The sequence below is a fragment of the Flavobacterium frigidimaris genome, from assembly GCF_002217275.1.
In the GTDB taxonomy this organism is placed as follows: Bacteria; Bacteroidota; Bacteroidia; order Flavobacteriales; family Flavobacteriaceae; genus Flavobacterium; species Flavobacterium aquidurense.
Genome location: NZ_MUGV01000003.1, coordinates 1 through 5697, shown reverse-complemented (window position 1 = coordinate 5697; position 5697 = coordinate 1). Strand labels below are relative to the sequence as shown.

The window sequence follows — 5697 nt, the reverse complement described above, 5'->3', positions numbered from 1 at the left end:
GAGGGGTAACTGGAACAACGACGACTACTTTCCCAATTACAGCTTCGACAACTGTAGTATGGACGTATTCGGATGGAATTAACACAAGTACTCAAATTCAAACGGTAACTATTGTGGATACAACCACGCCTGTAGTTATTACAAAGAACATTACAATTCAATTGAATTCCTTAGGAAATGCTGCAATTACTACAATAGATATTGACAATGGTTCTACAGATAATTGTGGAATAGCTTCAATGACTTTAGATAAAAACATTTTCAATTGTTCTAATGTGGGAGTAAATACAGTATCCTTAACCGTTACAGATACAAGCGGAAATTCTGCTTCACAAACAGCAAGTGTCCTTGTAGAAGTAGCGCCGATAGTAAACGTTTCTAATTTATCGCAGCAATTTTGCGCAGTTGATCAACCTTTAGTTTCAGATATCTCAATACCGTATAGAGTTTTAAATTGGTTTGCAGATTCTTTATCAACAGCGGTAGTTTTACCTCTGGAAGTTTTACGCTCAGGAATTTATTATGCAGAAGTTTCAATTAACGTCTGTAACACCAGCCGCATTCCTGTTACTATAATTGTCAATGATGAGGCATCTCCAACCGGAAACGCAATACAATATTTCTGCAGAGAGAATAAAGCAGCAATTTCAGATCTTATCACTAATGAAAAAGAAATACTCTGGTATGATACCGCATCAGGAGGAGTTCCATTAGATAGTGATACTTTATTAGAAGATAAACATAAATATTACGCTTCCTACTTTGATGAAACATGTGAAAGTTCTAAAAGATTTGAAGTAGAAGTTGTTTTCAATTATTGCGAAGTCATTATAAACAATGGAATATCTGCAAATGGAGACGGAAAAAATGATTACTTCAATATTGAGGGAGCATCAACATTTAAGGATAATCAGCTTGAAATTTTTAATAGTTGGGGAAGCTTAGTTTACGAAATTAAAAATTATGGACAAGCAGATAATTTATTTAAGGGGTATGCCAATAAGGGAATTAGACTCGGAAACGGTTTGCTTCCGTTTGGAACCTATTACTATGTATTTAGTTTCACCAATCACGAAAATAAGCGAATAACCAAAAAAGGTTTTTTACACCTGAACCCTTAATTCCCATCTAAAATTAAAAAATGAAATTCAATTATATAATTATAGTATTACTATTACTGATTTTATCTTCTGCAAAAGCGCAACAAGAAGCCCAGTTTTCAGATTATAAACTCAATATGTCTAGTTTTAATCCTGCTTTCGCCGGTTTTTTTGACGGAAATGTTCTTTTAATTCACAGATCACAATTCGTTGGTTTTGAAGGAGCTCCTGAGACCCAAAATTTAAATGTCAATATTCCGATTTCTATGTACATGGGAACAGGTCTTGACATTATAAATGAAAATATTGGAGTAACCCAAAAACTAACAGCCACTGTTGATTATTCTTATACTATTTATACAAGCGATTATAACATGATTACTTTTGGATTAAAGGCAGGTTTAAGTAATCTTAATGTTGATTTTAACAGACTTGACATAGGTGATGACGACGATTTAAGTTTCCAAAATAATATTAATAATGAAGTTTCGCCAAGGATTGGAGTTGGTTTTTTATACAATACACCCAGCTGGTTTCTCGGACTCTCGACTCCTAATTTTATTAAAGAAACATTTGATCCTTCTATTAAAAGTTCTTCTATTTCCACCAATTCACAGTTTTATTTAACTACAGGATATCAAACAGCGATTAATGATCAGTTGTTGTTTAAACCTTCTATATTGGCAAGAGCAATAAAAAATGCGCCTTTTATATTTGATGTTGCTTTTAATTTTGAGTTAAAGGAAAAGTTTCGTTTTGGGGTTTCTTATCGTTGGGAATCCGCTATTACTGCAATGGTTGGATTTAACTTTTTAGAAAACTTTCAGGCAGGTTACGCCTATGATCACAATATAAATGGTTTAGGAGCTTATGCACCAACATCGCATCAGTTTTACTTAAAATATACATTCAAACAAACAAAAGATATTCGTAGAGAATGTAGTTGTAGTTTTATTAATTCATCAAATGAAATTGGTTTCTAAGTTTTGAATTTGCAAATAAAAGGAGAGAAAAAAGTTAGGATGAATTTTTCTTCATAAAGTTTCAAACCTAAATCCGTTAACTGCTAATTTTTCTGAATTTCTACTTTTCGAAAACATGACCTACAATGATTTTCCACAAAACTTGCAGTAAGGAATTTTGTTAGTTTTTTACTTTGTCGAACCATCTTAGAGACTTATTTTGCTGGAATTATTGTTTAGTAAAATTTTACTATGCCATGATTCTGCCAGTATTTAACAATGCAGAAATTAGCAATTCTTTATTTGTAAGGTCTGAGCTATTTTTAAGTACAAATGGGGTACAAATTTTAGCAAAATATCGCAAATAACCCGTACTGCCTTTTCTATTGAAATATAAAATTTCGTTAAAATGTAAAAACAACCAATTTAATAAAATATTAACCAGAAAATTCAGTTGAAATTATATGGTTTAATTTTAAATATTTTTTTTAGTAAAAATAATTAATTTTCTTTTCCATCAAAACACTGAAAACTCAATTTTCTTATTATACAAACACAATTAGTTTTTTTTGATTTACATAATTTTTTGAACTCCTGCTTTATCAATATTATCTTATACTTCTTCAAAATAGATTTTCCAACTAAATTGGTTGTCTTTTTAAGTTTTCAGTCTCAATAAAACTCACTAAAAGAAACTTTTAAATTTTTCATATTGTCCAAACAAATTGCTGTAAAAAAACTAGTTGAACAACTCCTTACTTAAGGTAATTTCTAATAACTATTTTTTATAAGAATAGCTCCTTATAAAAATCCCTTGTTTTAGACAAAATCAACAGATTTTTAACCAAAATTAAAAGTCAATTTTCACTTACAATTTTACCTTCGTTTTATCAAATCATTAAAACAAAAACAAATACCACCAGACTCCAAAATGAAAAAACTAATATTAAAATCAGATGGATTATTTGAAGTCCTTCTTCTTCTTCTTCTTCTTATTACTGGTAGTCTTCTGAATTTTGATTTTTTTTATAATTCCTCTTCCACTTCTAACTATTTATTTTACTTCTTTACCTTAATTTTTCGATTCTTTTTGCTCTTAATTTTTCGAAGAAACCACCCTCTCTTTTTTTTAAGTTACCAATACTATCCTTTGGATTATGGTGCTTATCTATTTTAGTATACAACGTTAGTAAACATGGATCCAACTCATTCCTTATTTACATGAGTATAAATTTTCTTTTACTACTTAGTGCAACTTCAATTTTTAAGTCATCTAACTTCAATTTTAATAAATTCTTCCACCTTACCGCGCAGGTCGCTGGTGAATTAGGAAGTTTAATAGACAGTGGTGCCGGTTATTCTAATGGAGGATCAGTAAAGACTGAGATTTCAAATGTTTTTAATCAACCTTAATAATAAATATGAAATTTTTAAATTATATTTTCTGGAAAACTACAAGATACAGAATAAAAAAAGATGGTTTTGACTTTACCTATCTTAAAGCAATTTTACTTTTTGGGCTTGTTTTTATAACAATACCCATTATTATAACGCAGCCTACTTTTTTAGGGCTTGCTTATATAGCTAAATTAAACACATCTTTACGTTATTTATTTTTTTTCCCGTTGGTTATTCTTAGTGCTCTGCCTTTTTGGTTTATATTCCCAAAAGAGAAAATTCGAAATTTAAATTTTTCAGATGCGGACATACTACTTTATAATAAAAAAATAAGTTATGTCATTGTTTTTATGTTATTCTTATTTGTATTGCGAATAGTTTATGTAAAATGTTTTTAACTATGGGCAAGGTTTTAAATGATCAAATTCCAATCCTGCTCTCTGATTCATAAAGTCTGGTAAAAGTTAATTATTAAAATACTAATCTTTACTAATAATTATTAAATTTTGTGAGTTACCTTGTAGGTATGCCTGATCTTAGAAAAGCTTGTAAAAGCCTCGCTTTTCACACAATACTTTTACAAAAAAGAATTCCTTATAAGGAACTCTTTTGGATATTAGAGAATTAAAAAAGAACTAGAATTCTTTATAAAAAGTCTTTCATGGGATTAAATCCTATGGAAAGGCTTTTTTATTTTACACATTACAGTCTTTACATTTATTTTGATATAAGTACATTTAAGTCAACTTAAGCCCCATAATTTGTCCAATTTTCATTTTGTTTGTAACAAACTGATTTTGATGTACAATGAAGGTGTAAAAATATGCAAAAAATGATATTCCTTCCAAAAAGAAAAGGGTATAAAAAAAGTGCTCTAATGTTTATTTATAGTATTTTAACGTTTTGTTTAGTAGTGTGTTTTGTATTGTTTTACCGTCTTATTTTCCTTCTAAGAAATTAGTATTCCTTATTTTACTGGAGTTTACAACTTCAGTGGTACAATTGTGGTACAATTTAAAGCAAACATATCGCAAAATAAAACAAAGTATCCTTATTGAGATAACAAGACTCATGGGCGTTGTTTGGTAGAAATTTTGGACATATTATATTTAAAAAATCCTTTATAAATTTTATCCAATCAGGTTTAATGAATCTAATAACTCAACTGGTTATTTAATACTCAAAAGCCTGTTTCGTAGAAATGAGCTTTTAACCTTGTGACTTCAGAGATATAAAGCTTAAGGATTATGTTGTTAAGCTTTTTTATATTTCGAAAAATTTATAACAATTTGTTTATTTCTCACTGGCGACAATAGGTCAAATTCATTAGTTTTTTTTAATACAGTTTCGAACCCAGACTAACGATAAGTATCCTGCTGGTGACACATTTGAGAGAGTATTGTGTATAAAAAAGGATTAAAAAATTATTTATTTTTTGATATCCTCTCATCTAAAAATTAAATTTCGAATTCCTTCCTTACCGGATTATCCTTTTGGGGCGCTATGGTTTCAAAGTTGTCGCTTTGAGCCTCATCGCTGTTTTGGGTATCCACATCGGTTTGAGACCCCTTTAAAGGGTCATTTTCTATAAGGTGCTTTTCTATGTCCTTCACCCTTATGTCTTTGGGGCCGCTTTGGGGTTCCTTATAAGGGTTCTGCGGGTCATAGGGGCTGGGTGTTTTGGCTGCGTGTTTTGGGGCTTTGATCGGGTTTTGGGAATTACGGTGGTGCTTGTGGTAATTTTGTGGCGTATCTGATGCTGATCACTGGGTTTTAGGTTTGATATTATTTTTTTGGAGCTTTTTCCCGCTATCCGTTCCAATCTTTTGTGCCGAACCCCGGCACAAAAGGATTTCACTGCTATCGGGGCTAGGACAGGGTGTACTAATGTTTTTCTGTAATCTAAAGTATAAAAACCTGAATTTGGTTGCTTATCAGAAACAGAATACTTAAATCATTTTTATAGAAACCATGATCGTACAGAATTCGAACCATTGGTGAAAGATTTAAAGATTTTAAATGATCTATATTTTGCTAGTTGAATGTAATATCACTATTAGTTAGAATCGCGTTCTCGCCAATTCATAAAACTTGCAAAAGCGCCCAAATTTATAGTAATGTTAGTATGAAAAGTATTCAACAAATAAAAAAATCCGTTTGATGATTTATGAAATAAAAATCCTATTTTTGAAAATATATAACACTGACAATTGTCAGACATAGCGACCCAATTTAGG

General features: G+C 30.5%; 5 protein-coding genes. 4 read left to right on the top strand and 1 reads right to left on the bottom strand.

Features of this window, described 5'->3' with window-relative positions; translation table 11 throughout:
- From B0A65_RS01170 to B0A65_RS01155, 4 genes are all read left to right on the top strand, one after another.
- Positions 1–1121: gliding motility-associated C-terminal domain-containing protein (locus tag B0A65_RS01170; protein WP_207556389.1), on the top strand; the 1121-nt coding region annotated here is incomplete at its 5' end.
- A gap of 20 nt (positions 1122–1141) precedes the next feature.
- Positions 1142–2083, top strand: coding sequence for a PorP/SprF family type IX secretion system membrane protein (locus tag B0A65_RS01165; protein WP_074658233.1), 942 nt, complete (start codon positions 1142–1144; stop codon positions 2081–2083).
- Between the two features lie 1200 nt (positions 2084–3283).
- The gene (locus B0A65_RS01160) at positions 3284–3475 is read left to right on the top strand and encodes a hypothetical protein (RefSeq protein WP_074658235.1); all 192 of its coding nucleotides are present in this window, start codon (positions 3284–3286) and stop codon (positions 3473–3475) included.
- A gap of 8 nt (positions 3476–3483) precedes the next feature.
- Positions 3484–3858 carry a hypothetical protein gene (locus tag B0A65_RS01155; protein WP_074658237.1) on the top strand — a complete coding sequence of 125 codons (375 nt, stop codon included), beginning with the start codon at positions 3484–3486 and terminating at the stop codon, positions 3856–3858.
- Positions 3859–5516: 1658 nt separating this feature from the next.
- Here the strand turns inward: B0A65_RS01155 and B0A65_RS23195 are convergent.
- Positions 5517–5697: hypothetical protein (locus B0A65_RS23195; protein WP_207556388.1), on the bottom strand; the 181-nt coding region annotated here is incomplete at its 5' end.

Excerpts from the sequence above, each read along its gene's own strand:
- B0A65_RS01165 (WP_074658233.1), top strand. The coding sequence starts at position 1,142 with ATGAAATTCAATTATATAATTATAGTATTACTATTACTGATTTTATCT.
- B0A65_RS01160 (WP_074658235.1), top strand. The coding sequence starts at position 3,284 with ATGAGTATAAATTTTCTTTTACTACTTAGTGCAACTTCAATTTTTAAG.
- B0A65_RS01155 (WP_074658237.1), top strand. The coding sequence starts at position 3,484 with ATGAAATTTTTAAATTATATTTTCTGGAAAACTACAAGATACAGAATA.